This is a genomic window from Buttiauxella sp. AC038 (assembly GCF_979253565.1).
Genome location: NZ_CEEDCQ010000002.1, coordinates 1 through 12622, shown reverse-complemented (window position 1 = coordinate 12622; position 12622 = coordinate 1). Strand labels below are relative to the sequence as shown.

The following is a 12622-nucleotide window of genomic DNA, read 5'->3' as shown; positions in this document are numbered from 1 at the left end:
TCATCTGCTGGCAGCCCTGGTGCGTTTTCTGCGTCCTGGCTTACTTGTTCCGTTTCTGGAACATGTAGCGAATTTGCGTCGGTATCTTTTTTGTCGCTTTGCAGCTCTGCTGCCTGGGTAATTTTTCGCATTGCTTCGATGTCGCCAGCGCTATAAATCGCCAGGAGCTGATCGCAAGCCTCGATAATTTCGGGGTTCTCTTTTGCATTTTTTGGCGAGTTACTGCGTCCATTATCGGTAGTAATTTTTGGCGCAGTTCTTCCCGCTCTGCGTCTTGAGGCGCAAGGGCTTCAGCTAAAGGAACCGGATTTAATAGCGGGTCATAATCAATCATCTTACTTGCCCCAATTATTGATCCCGTCAATGACGCCATTATTTGCAATGGCATTGCGCAGGATTAACGAAAATTGGTGATACGTGCTGCGAGCGCCACGCGAATTGGAAAATGCCGCAAATTTCTTTAGCTGCCCGGTAAGATAATTTTCAACAACGGTGATGCGGTTTTTGTAGTGCTTATGCTCTAACGAAAATTGAGCCGCTGATAATTCACGCTCATAATTTCCGAGCTGGGAGATCATGTTTTGCAGACCGACTGCGGCCAGCTCATCACGTTTGCTATCACGCATTTTTTCGAGCTGCTCAATGGCATAAGACAGTGCGCCGCCGCCTGTTGGCATCGCATTATCATCAGTCACCAGCCGCGCGACTTCTTCAGCAAGCTGATTTTTTCGCATGGAAATTCGACGCTCAAAATCATCAATTTCGGCCTGAATTTCTGCGCATTTTTCACGGGCTGCATCGACCGCTAATTTTTGGCGGATAGCCATTTCTAGCAGGCTGCAAAGCGTTGCCAGCTCATTATCATATTTTCCGTCACGCTCTCTAATCAGCTCCCCAGATGCGCTGAATAGTTCCATTTTTGGCAGTGGCATGTTCAGCCCGAAAATTTCCCGTGCTTCTGCATCAAATCTGTCATTGCAGCTATTTTGGAAGCGGATTAAGCGCTCAAATACCCATTTTTGCGTCGGGTCTTCGATTTTTTTCGCCACTTCTACCGCTACCGGCAATTCATTTTTCCCAGGTGCCTGGATCAGCTTCATTGCTTCTTTTTTGCTGCCTGGACGTGGGCGCGCTAATTCATGATCGGGCTTGCGCGGTCGGCCACGGCCTTTTTTAACTTCAGTCATTTTTCTTACCTGTATTAAGTATTCGCAAGGAACCCGGCAACAATGGCCGCAAACTTTTGATCTTGTGGGGATGTCATTTCCATTTCTGGAACCCAGCGCCCCCGGCAGTTCGGATGCGCAAGCCCAGCCGGTAGCCAGTACATTTCATCGGGTGTTCTGTTAATAAGCTGCTCGCCTACACGCTTACGAGCGGATGCCGAACGGCCAATATTATTTTTCCCCGGCCATACCATCGTATTGGGGTCTTTGTTGGGGTGATTTGCGTCTACGACCGTAGCAATAGTGCCATTAATCTTTTTGCAAAAATCACACGCGTTAACGTACTGCTCGATGCGTTTAACCTTGCTGCCAGGTTTGACCCCCGCGATCATTCCCTGAAGCTGGGATTCTCCTGCCTCAGTTATCGCAATACGCCGCCAATCGCGGTTAAACTCACCAAACGTGTCAAATAACTCAGACTCAAAAGAAGGACTTGCAGTAGTGCCCATTAGCTTTTTTCCGCATGTGCGGATACTAATTCCCGCATCTTCTTTCGCACGTTATCGACAAGAGAAACTACGCTTTCAACCGCCCGAAAATTGGCAAAATCCAGCGTGGTCTTTTCCATCGGTATTAAGGGGAAATAGGCTGCTTCTGTTATGTTTGAGGGCAGCTTTTGTAACAGCGCATCGGCTTCTGCCTGCGTAGGCTCCTGCTGCTTGAGCCAATTATTTTCGACCTTGCCCATGAGGGTAGCTTTTGTCGCCAGCCATTCGGCTTCGGTCTTCAGCTCGTCTTTGGGTAGATAGGTCTGGATAACCAGCTCCACCGAAAGCATATGGTCATCGAGCGTCCATAATGATGGCGGCAGGCTTTCCAGATAGAGCCGCACCAGACTTTTTTCTTCATCGCTCCAGCGTTCCATTAGTCCAATGGTAGGTTTTGGATTAGGTAGCGTTTTCGCTTTGTAATCAAAAGAGGCCCATTCCAGAACGGATTTTTTAACAGCATCTAGGCGCATTAGCCCACGCGCAGTAAATAGCTCGATCATCCTACGGATAAGCGGCGACTCATGAGGCAACCAGATCGCGTTACGATTGCTTTTAAGCATTAGCTTTACAGGGGCGGGGGTTCCCCGCCGTAGGGCAATCTTTCCCATTAAGGCACCACCACTGCTGGATGGCCAGACGTGAGCTTTTCACGCATCATTTTTACGAGCTGGAGAGCTTCAGATACGGATGATTCACCGCTGATAACGGGTTGAACTATTGAGGCAATAATCAGCATGCGGCCTGCTTCTGCATTGCTGCCGGTGGACACTAAAAGCATTTCCTCGTCGAGCTGGCGCACCGCTTCAAATAGCTGATCCATTGGCTCGCTCATCACTTCGCTTTGCATTGGTTCTGCCCGGCAATGGCAGCGCTGATAAGCTGCGTTTCGAGTTGTTCAAACTCAGTGCCAGAAAGGGTGCCAGCTTCGATTTTTTGACCAATGGCCGCACGAATACCCGATAGATTCGCGTCTGGTACGCCATACCCGCGCAAATTGCTGATCAGCTTCTCAAGCTCGAACATCTGACCGCGCTTTTCCTGCTCGCGCTGTACTGCTGCCTGGTCATAACCATACTGCGGCGCAGCGTTAACCAGTTCATTCAGGCTTTTTGCCATGTTCTGGCCGTTCTGCTGCCGGTTGCGTTCTTCCCAGCTTGTCCAGTCGATTCCCTGGCCGCCGATCTCGCGCTGGCGCGCTCGGTGATAATCATCAGGATTGCTGCCATCGGCACAAATACGCGAGGCAAAACGGCCAGACGTATCGGGGATAGAAGCGCCATTTGCTGCACCAGTAATGGCAAAAGGGATGTGATTTTTTCGTAATTCGGACATTTAATTTTCTCGCTCTGATAGTCCAGTCAGTCTGCTGTCACGATTATTTGCAGGAATAGCGAAAAATTAGGGGCGTGGGGTAATAGATGGCAGAACTACCAGCAGCAGATACAAAAAACCACACGCTGGGCGCGGGTTAGTCTCGGCAAAAGCTCTTATAAAAATTTCTTGCTCGCGTCGCATCCCATGTGCGTCCACTCAGGGTATTTCCTGCGGCATTCAGCTCTGCTGCGGCAATCTTCCAGCGATTGTTACGATCAGAAATGGTCGGCACCAGGCACTTTAGATAATCAACGGTCGGCTGCCGCTCCGCAGCTCTGCGCGCGATGATTTCAATCTTCGTTAGCCGATCAGGTTTATGGGATGCGGATTTTTGATTAGCTGCTTTTTCTATTGGCAGTGGGGGAAGGTTTTTAGGCACAGGCGCAAAATAAGCAGCAGCGGCCACGCCAGGCAAAACGCCATATTTCCGCTCTATCTCGCGGATATTGTCGCGCAAGGCGGTAAGTCGGGGGATCTCGCTGCTCAGGTGGTCGGCAATAATGGCGCAGATTAATGCGCTGCGACTTGTTCCGCGCTCAAATGCCAGCGCATCGAGACAAGCGGCCAGCGGCGCGGGTACATCAGATTTAACGATCATGGGATGGCCTTGCATAAGCGGGGCGGCTTATGCGGATAGGATAGCGCGGGGAATGCTGCTGGGGCTAGTCAGGGGGCGGGGTTCCCGCCGTAGGGCAAAACCCCGCTGGAGTTGGCAAGCTCATGCCTTAGCTTCAATTTCCTGTTTCGCCAGGAGCTGGAAGTCTCCAATTACTGCGTCCACTTTCGCCCGCATCGCCCTGAAAAGCTCCCTATCATCAGCATTTTGATCCTCTTTATGAAACGTGATGAATTCATTAACGGCATTCAGAAGATGAAAGGCGCATATCTTCAGCGGGTTTCCTGCAATGAGCTGCAATTCATGGTAGAGCTTGAGATACGCAAAATAATCATCCCCATCAGCCCTGCACTGGCTTTCTCGGTATGTCTGCACAAGAACGTGTGAAGTTGTCAGAAAATCCACATACAGCAGCTTTTTGCTGGCGGTAAGCTGGCGATGATTCAGGGCAGCATCTTTGGCAAGTTCATGCTCCTGATTCCGTTTAAGCATTACGAACCCAGCAACAGCACTGATAAAAGCCCCCAGCCCTATTTTCACAACCGAATCCCAGACCTCAATTTCAGTCATTCAACCACTCCTAAAAGCCGCATTATTGGCGGCATTATAACGATAAATATCCTGCATCGAGCTGGGGCAGTTTCAGACGCTATGCGCGCGGTCGCGGTATTGTGCGACGTACTGCGCCAGGTTCGCGGGATCGGCTGCATCATCATCAAGATACAGCAGCGAACCTGCCACCCCAATGCGCGCCGGTTCCTCACTGCTCCCAAACTCAATGCCAACCGGCAGCGGCTCAAAGTCATGCGTATATGCTGCGCATTCTGGCAGCTCGTAGCCGGTGATCAGGAATAGTTTTTCATAGCTCACTAGGTACGTGTGCGGCTCTGCGGGGGTGATATTCATTTTGATGTCTCCGTGTGTGGTGATTTGCGCGGAGTATGCCCCCGCCGCCGTTCTGGCGGTAGGGGCGGTAGTGACTTGATGAAAAGTTAAACTATTGAGTTATAAACATCATGCTTTCTATGCTCCTTGCTGCGCCTGGGAAGCGATATAAGCGCGTTTAAGCAGTCGGCAGGCTAACTGCCAGCTTTTGTGATTTCTACGCTCTGCGGCTCGCTGGGCAATTCTGCGCGCTATGTCTGCACCTTGTCTGCGATAGTGATATAATTCTGCGGTCATGTTGTGAACCCATCGTGATTAATGATTTTGCTACGTGACGCGCTCCGGGGCGGTTACAGCCGCCCTGGGCACCCGTTTTACTACTCTTTACGACTCAAGCCAGGGAACCACACGACACGCGCAATGATGCGCCGCTGCGGGTGATCCTCTGCTTCATCTGCTACGGTGTACGCCAGCTCACGCAAGGCGCTGTAATAGTTGTTCGCTTTCTCCTTCGTTTCCTCCAGCTCTTTACGGTGATATTCCTCGGTACTCCAGGCGCTGCGCAGCTTCTCCACGTAAAAAACACGTTGGCAGATTAATGCGATAACCAGGACGGCTACGGCTACGATCAAAAAAGTATTCATGCTTTGCCCTCTGCGTTATGCGCTGCCCATACGCGCTTTACAGTCGCAGGGCTAACACTCAGGCGCTTTGCCGTTTCGTTAATGCTCACGCCCTCAGCTCTCAGTTTTACGATCTGCTCATTCGTTTTAATGTTCGGGGCTTTGCCCTTGTACTTGCCAGCGGCTTTGGCAATAGCGATCCCCTCAGCAGCTCTGCGGCGGCGGGTTTCGTAGTCCTCATGGGCAGCTTTAAGCATGATCCGCAATAACATGCGCTGGGTATCAGCCAGGACAATGGCAGCGGTGCTATTAGGGTCAATGGTGGCGCTGATTTCGCTCAGGTCTACAACACCGGGGATCGCCAGCCGTGCGCCCTTTTCCTGGATGGAATGGATCAGGGCTTCAGCTTGCTCCAGTGGTAAACGGGTCAGGCGGTCTAACCGTTCACAAATAACCGCATCACCGGCTTGCAGCTCTGCAATCATACGTTGCAGCTCTGGACGGTCTGCGCGTACTCCGCTCGCTTTCTCGCTGTAAACAGCGGCAACGTAATAACCCTGGGCTTTAGCATCGGCAATAATGGCTTGCTGCCGCTCCAGATCCTGCGCGGTGGTAGATACGCGCAAATAAACACGGGCTATTTTTTGTATGCTCATGATTTAAAGTCCAGTGGGATTGGCTGGCTGCGCAGCTCGATTGGGGCATTGGGTACGGGGTAAAGGGAATTGATGTATTTGATAATGTGCTGGCAAAAAGCGGGATCGCCTCCCTGGACTTTTGCTGCTTCCAAAATTCCTGCATTGTCGTAGTTCAATACGACACTGCATTGCTTACCGTGCTCAATGCCCACAAGCGCGCCATCCATGTAATCGCGGATTTGTTGCACATACTCACTAACCGTAACAGGTGCGGCATTGTGCTGCGTGTTGTAGTTCTCATGCCCTTGGGTGGCGCAGCCAGACAGCAAAAAGACGGCGGCGGTAACAATCAGTTTCATGGTGTTTTCATTGGCTCAATTGACTATAGTTTAATAAGCCTATCACCACATAGCCAGTAAGGGTAGCTCTTTTGGTTTTTTTGGTTCTTAATTAGCTAGGCTCGCTTCTATGGTAATCAATGAGCTACTTGCAGCGCAGGCGGTCTGGCGCAAAGTTTGAGAAAAATCAAAGGCTGGGGAATTGTGCTGATCGGGAACGAAAAAGCCCCGCTGGGCGAACCATGCGGGGCTATCCGGGCGCAACGCGTTACCGCTGCAATGCAGTGCTATGACGCCCGTTAACACTCATTTATGCAAGATGGAAATGACCGAGAAGGATTGAACCAATCATCGAACCGGCAGCGCCTACGATGATCGGCACAACCACAGCCGTCATGAACCACTTGCAAGCATTTACGAACATCATTAGATAGCCTCCGCGCTTGCAACGGCAACCGCTTGCGGCTATTCTTTTGTTTACCAGACATAAGGAATACCCTCGCTTGTTGCCAAACCATGCAACGAATCAGCGGGGGTTTTTTCTTTCTGTTGGCTTGCGCTTCCAGGGTAAAAACACCCCGCTAAACGTTACGCCTCATCTTCACGCATGCTTGCCTACGCTCCAACTTGCCGCACATCTTACGCAATAGACCGACCGCCACAACCCCTATTTTCCGTAATCGCCTGGTATTCATACTGTTTCCAGCATAATGGCAATTTAATTGCTGCGTCTCCCCGTGCCATAAGCGCCAGCAGTGAAAGTGCCAGCTCTACAGGGGGCGGCGCTGCCGCCGTACTGCCAGGGCGGGTGCCTATATTGATCCCGGCTCTTTTTTTAATCCGACGCCTGCGGGATCATAGGTGCGGTTATGTGCCATCACTCTTACCATTCCACCCCCCAATATTACCCCCTAAAATTCGCTTTAACCCTTACCAGCTCTGCATTCTCTATTTATCACCACTCTACCCCCTACGCTTTCTTACCCACCTGATCCCCTGATACCAGACCGATAAAACCGACATGGCGGATCACCCTTCCAGCGATACGGAAAGTTAATCCTGTAACGGGTGCAAAAGCGGGGGTTTACAGGAGCGATCAGCTCCTTCCTGGTGATCTGGATTTTGAGCGAAACAGGCGGGTGTTCCACCCGTTCCACCCATTTCGCCACAAACATTCCCCAGACGCATGTTAATTGTACGCATTGTAACCATGTAGCGTTATTTATGAGCATATTGCGCATTACTTAAACAATTAAATCATTCCATCACTTGTTAACCCTATTTCGTATGGAACGGGTGGAACACTGCCCGCAAAGCCGCTCCACATCTGGCTTTAGCTGTTCCATACGCGGGTGGAACGCGGGTGGAACGGGTGGAACGGGTGGAACAGCGGGTGGAACAGCGGGTGGAACGGTCTGTAAGGCGCATGAATACTGGGTTTATCGGGTGGAACAGGGGGAAAAAATAGGAATGGTGTTCCAGGGTGTTCCATACGCGGGTGGAACACTTTTAGATTAAAAAAAGGGCAGCAAGCGCCGCCCTTTAGTGAGGTGATCGGGGTTATCGGTTATAGAAATAACCGCGCCTGTTTTCCCCGGCAAAACGGCGGCGTGTGTTGATATAGCCGAAATATTCCATTAGCGCGCTCAGGCGGTTACGGTGCGTATTATTAACGTTACCGATAGCGATCCCCAGTCGGGACCAAAGCGCCTCAGTAGTAACAAATTCTACCGGGGATTTTTCGATCTCCAGATAGGTAGCTAAATCATCCTCCCAGGCATCAATAACGCGGTATTTATCGTGCTGGGCCTCGGCCAGCTTCTCTGCTTCCTGCCAACGGATGCCGCCGTTTTGGAACATATGCAGCCCCTCAGCCCATAACTGATCGCGGTCGGCTTTGAGCTGGTCAATTTTGACGGGGTTAGTTTTGGACGCGCCGCACGTAACCGGCAGATAACGGCGGTTTCCAGTGCTATCGGTCAGAATCTCATGCTTATTAGTCGTACCGACGAAAATCACGCGGCGCGGGGCATCAATGGCAAATTCTTTATACTTCGGCACCCATTCATCAACGGTGCGGGAAATAAACGCCTTACATGAATCTGCATCACGGCTCTGTAATCCGCGCAGTTCTTCGATCTCCGCAATACATTTGCCCCGCAATAATCGGGCAATATCATCATCAGACTTTCGGAAATCAACTGACACATAAGCATCATTAAACGGGGGATCACCGCAAGGGCGGTAGATTTTCGCTGCCCCTGGCTACCGTAAATAATCGGTGCCATATCAGCTTTTATTCCTGGTTCCATAGCGCGGCCAGCAAGGGCAGACCATAGATATTCACTGACAGCATCGAGGTAATCAGCATCACCAGTGCAAAGGAAATACTCACGTAAAAACGAGGTAACGCGCGGTTTGCCATCCCATTTTAACGCCTGCACCCATTCTGTCAGGCTATCAAAGGAATCCTGTTCCGCTACCCAAAACAGTGCATCACGGGTGGTTTCTTTGCTCACTTCCTTAAAGGCAAGGCCAGTTAAGCGCAGGCGTAATGCGGTGATCAGGTTATCGGTAAGTGTGGAGCGTTTGCCTTTCGTTTCTACACATTCAGCGGCTTGAAACTGGTCATATCGCAGCCGGTAGCCGGTAACTTTATGATTCATCAAAGCGCGGGAAGCATTGGAAAGTGACGGTTGGAATTTACCGACTTTGAAATCAATCTCCATACCATCGCCAAAATTCACGGCAGGGTATTTGGGTTCGGCAGCAGGTCTGCCACGCTTCGCGCGTTCTTGCGATAAATTCGCTACGTTATCGGAATTTTCAGACTGATCAGCCGGTTCTTTACCATTATTAGAAATGGCAGAACCCACGCCAGCCGGGGCTTTCGATTTTTTCGCAGCTTTGGGCGCTGATTTTTGGTTTTGTTGCAGCAGGGCTGCGGTGTGAATTTCTGTCATTACAAAAATCCCTGTAAATCGGTTAAAAATTCACCGTCCGGGATAGCCAATAACAGAAAAATAGATGTGAAAAATTCGTGAGCCGGGTATACTCTTTTTTGCAGTCATCATTGAGATGAGCGCAGGAGTACCGGCACGAAAAACATTTTCTGTCATTGAACTGTCACTTGCTGGGTAGGCGCGGACGGTTCGTCATAAAGTAGTAAGCAGTACATTCAAAACCCGCTGCCAGGCGGGTTTTGTGCTTTCTGGGATTCATCATATCTCAGGGGGGACGATAACGGATCTCTTTTTTTCAGTCTGTTCGCCACAAAATCCCAACCCCTTCCAGCGCAACGACTAGCGCGCGCCAGCTCCGAAAAGCAGATCCGCGCCACGCCCCGGTTTTGATGTCATCCGTGCTGCCTGTTGTTGCCTGCGGCGCTCTCTCCCCAGGTCTTTTGATATTTCCCGATCTTCCTGCGCTGCTCTGCGCTGTTTTTTCTCTGACAGTTCCAATAAACGACGCTCACACCATGACGCGCGAATTAAGCAAGCCTCTGCATCTTTCGGTAATTGACGGATCGCAAACTCACGCCATACGCCCGCCGCACGACGCATCAGCCCTGCTGCTTCCAGCTTCTCTGCCTTTTCGTTCTCCGGCGCTTTTGGCGCAGCCTGGGAGGTGCATTTAATCACTGACATTCTGATCCCCGTTTATCAAATAATCGCGCAGGCTCTCTGCGCCGGTTGCTGCTAAATAATCAAAAAAATCGTAGCCGGTGGGCTGTTCAGGAGGGGGCGCGATGACTCGCCCCCGCAGGGCTTTAACGGCTGCGTCGGCCAGCGTTTCTGCGCCACGGTCAGGACAAAAAATCAGCTCGGCATCAGGGCACACAATCAGCAGATTTTCTGCGGCTTCTGCGAAAAATACGGCACTAAAACAGCAGATGGCCAGCGCCTCTGGATCATCGCTCAGGGCATGACTGATAGCCGCCGCCGTGCTCCAACCCTCGGCGATATAAAATCGCTTTTGCTGGGCGGTTATGCGGTCGCCAATCGGGAAGAATGAGCCGCGCTTCTGGCAGTCTTTCAGCGCGCGTTTCTTGCCATCAGGGAGCACGTTTTCAACATTGATCATTACCCTTCCGCCGCTGCCGTTCGGCAGGTAACACGGGACGCAAAGCGCAGGCTGGCGAGCGGATGGATACCAACCCCGCCGCAAACCGGCTGTATTGAGCACTCCGCCGCACTCCTGCTGCTTTTTCACAAGATAGGGATGCGTAGACACCTCACCACTTTTAACGCTCTCCCAGCGCTTCTGGGCGCGTTCTACGCTGCCTTTGAGTTCTGCACTGTCCAAACGCTTTACGAGGCGCGAGCGCCTCCCCTGCTGCGCCTGCTGCTCATGTTTGGCTATCTGCTCGCGTAATTGTGCACGGGCGGCGAGTATGGCTTTTGTCTGGTTTAGTTGGTTCATGCTCTCGATTGTTTCCAGGTTCCACCACTCACCGTCCTGATCACGTCCATCAGCCGCAGGGAAGCGGCCAGCATCGCGCCAGCGGTAAATCGTTTTGGTGCTTTTCTCTAGCCGGTCGGCCAGATCTCCAATTCTAAATTTTTTCATGGGGGCGATCAGCTTATAATGTCCAAAACAAGTATATACATATTTTGGACACTATAGGTAATGCCATTAAAATTTAGTCAGCTCCGCTATTTAGATATACCCGCCGTACTTCAGGATATTGAGGGGGTTATTCACCACCTAAACAGGATTTTTAGACCAGACCAATTGCGCTATGAGTACATGATCAGCAGCACGGGTTATGTGTACAAAAAGAAGGGTAAGCAATGGCAGCAGATAGTGCCGGTTACAGGCAAATGCGGTTTCCCCTACATTCCTGTTTGTTTTATCGGGCAGTCGGTCTGGTTCAGAGTTCAGCTACTTGTTGCCGTGCTATTTCTTGAACCTTCAGCGGAGGTGCTGCGGGATGAAATGAAAGGCTGGGACGTTATAAATAAACGCGCACCGCATCTGCCTAACGTTAAAAATCTTGAGTGGCGGCGGGTGGAATCATTGCCGTTTTAGTGTCATGCTGCAATGCAAATGCCTTGCAAACGCAAGGCAAAACGCAAGGCAAATGCAAGGCAAACGCAAGGCAAACGCAAGGCAAAAAGAATGACGAAACCGACAAAAGAAAACCTAACTTTCCGCATAGAGCCTGCGCGTAAAAAGCAGCTTTCAGAAGAAGCGAAACAGCAGGGTAAAACTATTACCGATGTGCTAAACAGCATCATTGATGCGCATTACTCCCAGCAGCACCAGCAGCAGCCAGGAAGCGAGCTGGGGCGTGTTCTTATTGCTCTTGAGCGCATCGAGGGCAAGCTATCCGGTAAGGCTGCACAGCCAGCCGTGACGCGTGTTACAGCCCCACAAGGTACGTCAGAACGGCCAGCGGTTATACCTCATCCACAGGCGCAGCGCGTAGATCCTCGCTTTATTACTGTTGATACTGGCGCGGATGAATTAATAGGACGGCTTACAGCTTCATGCGTAGGACTAAATGCGATAGCGCAGGCGCTCAATGATGCCGGTTATCTAACTGCAACCGGCCAGCCATGGACAAAAAGCAGAGTGCGTGACTATCGCCACAAGCTAAAAGAACAAGGGCGTGTGTAATGCGTTTGCCTTGCATTTGCCTTGCGAAACGCAAGGCGTTTGTATTGCATTTGCCTTGCGTTTTTTAGGCGAAAAAAAGCCAGCATTGCTGGCTTTTTTCTCTCTGCATAGCTCCAAGGTTACGCAGATCGCGCGCTCAAAAAGGTACTGGAATTTACCCCGGATTCGCGCTTGATTATTCGACCATACTGTCAAAATTACGTCAAATCTTGAGAATTAGCACAATGACGCCAGCAGCAATTTTGCGTCGACACCTGCCCCACGCCTGATTTTTTCGCCGCAATCAGCCATGAGCGATTTTACATCGTCATGATCGATTGTTCCGCTATCGAGCATCTCAGATAGTCCGTTCTCTAATGTCTTTAAATGCGCGTGTTCTAAACCGTGGGCGCGCAATTTTTCTAAACCTTGCGCGATGTACTGATCAGCAAGCCTGCGGCTCTGGATGCGTTTAACGCCATCCTGCAAGTTATCGGCATTATCAATAGATTGGTGTGCCTTCTGAAGCGTAGCAGGGGCGGCGCTTTGGCCGCGCAGGGCGTTTGCCTTGCGTTCGTCATAGTCTGCGCGCTGCTGGGTAATGCGTGTAAGCATTTCATTTAACCGCTGCTGCACTTGTTCTGGCTCTGTTCCGGCCTTCAATTGCTTTAGCAGCCCGTCGATAAGGCGCTCTCTTACGTGGTCTTTTGTATCGAGGGCGATCAGAACTTCAGACGCGCGCTCGATGTTCTCCCGGATCTGTTTCATCTGTTCGGGGCTATGCTTCTGCGGCTTTGCTGGCTTGCTCTGCGGTGCAATGCCTGCGGCCA

General features: G+C 51.1%; 19 protein-coding genes. 2 read left to right on the top strand and 17 right to left on the bottom strand.

What is annotated here, in order from left to right:
* Positions 1-335 precede the first annotated feature (335 nt).
* The 16 genes from AC0IXI_RS23510 to AC0IXI_RS23435 all read right to left on the bottom strand — a co-directional run bounded on the left by AC0IXI_RS23510 (position 336) and on the right by AC0IXI_RS23435 (position 10760).
* On the bottom strand, positions 336-1187 hold the full coding sequence (locus tag AC0IXI_RS23510) for a hypothetical protein (RefSeq protein ID WP_471683284.1): 852 nt from the start codon (positions 1185-1187) through the stop codon (positions 336-338).
* Between the two features lie 14 nt (positions 1188-1201).
* Entirely contained in the window at positions 1202-1675 is a 474-nt protein-coding gene (locus AC0IXI_RS23505; protein ID WP_471683283.1) for a structural protein, read from the bottom strand.
* Positions 1675-2325 carry a hypothetical protein gene (locus AC0IXI_RS23500; RefSeq protein ID WP_471683282.1) on the bottom strand — a complete coding sequence of 217 codons (651 nt, stop codon included), beginning with the start codon at positions 2323-2325 and terminating at the stop codon, positions 1675-1677. The genes AC0IXI_RS23505 and AC0IXI_RS23500 overlap by 1 nt, the downstream gene beginning before the upstream one ends.
* The gene (locus AC0IXI_RS23495; protein WP_471683281.1) at positions 2325-2564 is read right to left on the bottom strand and encodes a hypothetical protein; all 240 of its coding nucleotides are present in this window, start codon (positions 2562-2564) and stop codon (positions 2325-2327) included. Before AC0IXI_RS23495 ends, AC0IXI_RS23500 begins: the two co-directional genes overlap by 1 nt.
* On the bottom strand, positions 2549-3049 hold the full coding sequence (locus AC0IXI_RS23490; protein WP_471683280.1) for a hypothetical protein: 501 nt from the start codon (positions 3047-3049) through the stop codon (positions 2549-2551). The genes AC0IXI_RS23495 and AC0IXI_RS23490 overlap by 16 nt, the downstream gene beginning before the upstream one ends.
* A gap of 136 nt (positions 3050-3185) precedes the next feature.
* The gene (locus AC0IXI_RS23485) at positions 3186-3689 is read right to left on the bottom strand and encodes a hypothetical protein (RefSeq protein WP_471683279.1); all 504 of its coding nucleotides are present in this window, start codon (positions 3687-3689) and stop codon (positions 3186-3188) included.
* A 120-nt stretch (positions 3690-3809) separates the two neighbouring features.
* Positions 3810-4277: a hypothetical protein gene (locus AC0IXI_RS23480; RefSeq protein WP_471683278.1), complete on the bottom strand. Its 468-nt coding sequence runs from the start codon at positions 4275-4277 to the stop codon at positions 3810-3812.
* Positions 4278-4349: 72 nt separating this feature from the next.
* Positions 4350-4613, bottom strand: a complete 264-nt coding sequence (locus tag AC0IXI_RS23475) for a hypothetical protein (RefSeq protein ID WP_471683277.1) — start codon at positions 4611-4613, stop codon at positions 4350-4352.
* A gap of 117 nt (positions 4614-4730) precedes the next feature.
* Positions 4731-4889 (bottom strand): hypothetical protein, encoded by a 159-nt coding sequence (locus AC0IXI_RS23470; protein ID WP_471683276.1) that lies wholly within the window; start codon positions 4887-4889, stop codon positions 4731-4733.
* An 80-nt stretch (positions 4890-4969) separates the two neighbouring features.
* Positions 4970-5236 (bottom strand): hypothetical protein, encoded by a 267-nt coding sequence (locus AC0IXI_RS23465; RefSeq protein WP_471683275.1) that lies wholly within the window; start codon positions 5234-5236, stop codon positions 4970-4972.
* Positions 5233-5871: a recombinase family protein gene (locus tag AC0IXI_RS23460; protein ID WP_471683274.1), complete on the bottom strand. Its 639-nt coding sequence runs from the start codon at positions 5869-5871 to the stop codon at positions 5233-5235. Before AC0IXI_RS23460 ends, AC0IXI_RS23465 begins: the two co-directional genes overlap by 4 nt.
* Entirely contained in the window at positions 5868-6212 is a 345-nt protein-coding gene (locus AC0IXI_RS23455) for a cell envelope integrity TolA C-terminal domain-containing protein (RefSeq protein WP_471683273.1), read from the bottom strand. The genes AC0IXI_RS23460 and AC0IXI_RS23455 overlap by 4 nt, the downstream gene beginning before the upstream one ends.
* A gap of 1539 nt (positions 6213-7751) precedes the next feature.
* Complete coding sequence (locus tag AC0IXI_RS23450; protein WP_471683285.1) at positions 7752-8321, bottom strand: VapE domain-containing protein; 570 nt, start codon at positions 8319-8321, stop codon at positions 7752-7754.
* A complete protein-coding gene (locus tag AC0IXI_RS23445) occupies positions 8207-9154 on the bottom strand; it encodes a VapE domain-containing protein (protein ID WP_471683272.1) in 948 nt (315 codons plus the stop codon). The genes AC0IXI_RS23450 and AC0IXI_RS23445 overlap by 115 nt, the downstream gene beginning before the upstream one ends.
* Positions 9155-9493: 339 nt before the next feature.
* Complete coding sequence (locus tag AC0IXI_RS23440; protein ID WP_471683271.1) at positions 9494-9838, bottom strand: hypothetical protein; 345 nt, start codon at positions 9836-9838, stop codon at positions 9494-9496.
* Positions 9825-10760 carry a hypothetical protein gene (locus tag AC0IXI_RS23435; RefSeq protein ID WP_471683270.1) on the bottom strand — a complete coding sequence of 312 codons (936 nt, stop codon included), beginning with the start codon at positions 10758-10760 and terminating at the stop codon, positions 9825-9827. Before AC0IXI_RS23435 ends, AC0IXI_RS23440 begins: the two co-directional genes overlap by 14 nt.
* A gap of 60 nt (positions 10761-10820) precedes the next feature.
* Between AC0IXI_RS23435 and AC0IXI_RS23430 the strand changes: the two genes are divergently transcribed.
* Together AC0IXI_RS23430 and AC0IXI_RS23425 are read left to right on the top strand one after the other, a co-directional pair.
* On the top strand, positions 10821-11222 hold the full coding sequence (locus AC0IXI_RS23430; RefSeq protein WP_471683269.1) for a hypothetical protein: 402 nt from the start codon (positions 10821-10823) through the stop codon (positions 11220-11222).
* A 90-nt stretch (positions 11223-11312) separates the two neighbouring features.
* Positions 11313-11813: a recombinase family protein gene (locus tag AC0IXI_RS23425; protein WP_471683268.1), complete on the top strand. Its 501-nt coding sequence runs from the start codon at positions 11313-11315 to the stop codon at positions 11811-11813.
* Between the two features lie 216 nt (positions 11814-12029).
* Here the strand turns inward: AC0IXI_RS23425 and AC0IXI_RS23420 are convergent.
* Positions 12030-12622, bottom strand: a 593-nt coding sequence (locus AC0IXI_RS23420; RefSeq protein ID WP_471683267.1) for a hypothetical protein, incomplete at its 5' end; no start/stop codon positions are given.